Source organism: Streptomyces sp. NPDC005899 (assembly GCF_040629645.1).
Lineage (GTDB): Bacteria > Actinomycetota > Actinomycetes > Streptomycetales > Streptomycetaceae > Streptomyces.
Map to the genome: position 1 here is coordinate 1 of NZ_JBEXWB010000065.1, position 1,932 is coordinate 1,932.

Annotated in this window: 1 protein-coding gene and 1 pseudogene; both read right to left on the bottom strand. The window is 75.0% G+C overall.

Features of this window, described 5'->3' with window-relative positions:
* Positions 1-135: 135 nt before the first annotated feature.
* Positions 136-882, bottom strand: a complete 747-nt coding sequence (locus tag ABZ371_RS11250) for a hypothetical protein (RefSeq protein WP_358676757.1) — start codon at positions 880-882, stop codon at positions 136-138.
* A gap of 3 nt (positions 883-885) precedes the next feature.
* Positions 886-1,824, bottom strand: a pseudogene (locus tag ABZ371_RS11255) (hypothetical protein); the annotation flags it as partial.
* Between the last annotated feature and the right edge of the window lie 108 nt (positions 1,825-1,932).

Sequence of the window (1,932 nt, forward strand, 5' to 3'; positions counted from 1 at the left end):
TGTTTAGATCCTTTGTGCTCGGTGGGGGGGGGGGGGGGGGCGGGGCCGCCGCCCCCCCGGCCCCGGCGGGGGCGGGCCCCCCCCCCCCCCTCCGGGGTGCGGCGGCGGGGCGCGCGCGGGGACCGGATCGGACCGTCAGGACTGCACGCCGTACAGTCCGCGCGGCAGGCAGGCGACGGTGTCGCCGGTGGCGGCGACCTTCGCCTGGATCTCGAAGTTCACCGTGTCGCCGAACGACGCCGGCAGGTCCTCGACGAGGGTCGCGGTGAGGTCCGCCGTCTGCCCGACGGTCCCGGTGAGCGTCTGCTCGGCGCCGACCGGTGCGCCGTCGACGAGCAGCCGCACGGCCGCGCCGACGCTCCCGCTGACGGCCAGCACGCAGTACACCCGGGGGTGCTGGGCGAAGCCCGGCCCGGCGTAGAGCGTCGTCCAGTCGGTCGAGCCGGTGGACTCCCAGGCCGCCTTGCGCACCGGTGCGGGGGTGGGCAACGGCAGATAGGGGCGGGCCAGGCCGCCGCGGGAGGAGTCGGTCGCGAGGACCGTGTCGCCCCGGTGGTCCAGGACGCGCAGCGCCTGGACCGGGGTGTTCACGGGGTCGGTCGTGATCAGCGACAGGGCCAGCGAGCCGTCGTCGCGCCGCAGCTCCAGTCCCTGCTGGTACGCCTTCGCGTCGGTGTCGCGGTCGGGCTGCACCCGGCCGACCAGAAGCAGGTCCTCGCCCTGCGAGGTCCTGGCGCGGATGCGCCCCAGGGCGCCGACGACGATGTCGCCGTTGCCGACCTGGTTCATCGCCGGGCTGCTGTTGGCGCTCGCCATCAGCCCCCGGATGCGGCGTTCGATCTCGCGGACGCGGTCCAGCAGGTCGGTGGGGATGGTGGCCATGTCCTACACCCCTTCCAGGTAGAGGGTCGCCGTCTCGGCCTTGGTGCGCTGCGGCGGTTCCACCGCGATGCCGACGACGCGGTACTGCTCGTCCTGCGGTTGCTGGTGCCACAGGTCGCGCAGTCGCAGCCGGATGCGGGCCCCGAGCAGCGCCGGGGTGATCCGGCCGTCCAGCCGCACGGTGATCTCCGGAATCACCTCGGGCATGCGCTGCCGGGACAGCTCGGCCCCGGCCAGGGACCGCAGGGTCGCCGCGTCGGTGACCCCGCTGTGGTCCGAGGTGGACTCCAACCGGGGCCAGCCGGCCGCCAGGTCCTCGGGCGACTCCACGGAGACCGTGAGCGGCTGCGACTCCTCCGCCTGGTCGGTGTTGGGCGAGTCGCCGCGCGCCACCCACACGTCGGCCTGCACGGTCGAGTCGGCCGGCAGGCTGTAGGTGAGGACCTGGCCCGGGTGGTCCAGGACGATGTCGGCGGCGCCGGCGGTGATGACCGGGTGGCCGAGCTGGAGCCGCTTGGCCCGCCGGCCCTCGGCGTCCCGGTAGCAGTGCACCCGCCACTCGAAGCCGTCGGCCAGCTTGGCGAGTTGGTCCAGCAGCTCCCGCACCCTGGTCAGCGAGGAGTAGGCGAAGGCGCAGTTCCGTGCGATGCCGGACATCTCGTTGCCGAGCTGGATGCCGATGTCGCCGCCCGGCTGGTCCTGCGCGTGCGCGACGAGCAGCCGGGCGATCTCGAACTGGTCCGTCGCCGTGTAGGAGATGTCCCTGGCCAGGATGCGGTGGTCCAGGTAGGAGTCGAACGTGCCCGCCTGGAACTGCGCCTGGACGCGGCCGCGTTCGTCGCTGGACGGGGTGCAGGTCCACAGCACCCCGCCCCACCAGATGTCGCCGTCGCGCTCCAGCCACACCGCGGTGCGGCCGGGCACGAGGGCCGCCCTCGCCCGGCGGGGGGGGGGGGGGGGCGGGCGCGGGGCCGGGGGGGGGCGCCGGGCCCCCGAGGGCGTGGTGTGGTGGGTCGTTGTGTGCGTGAGCGGGCGGCAGGCGGGCCCCGC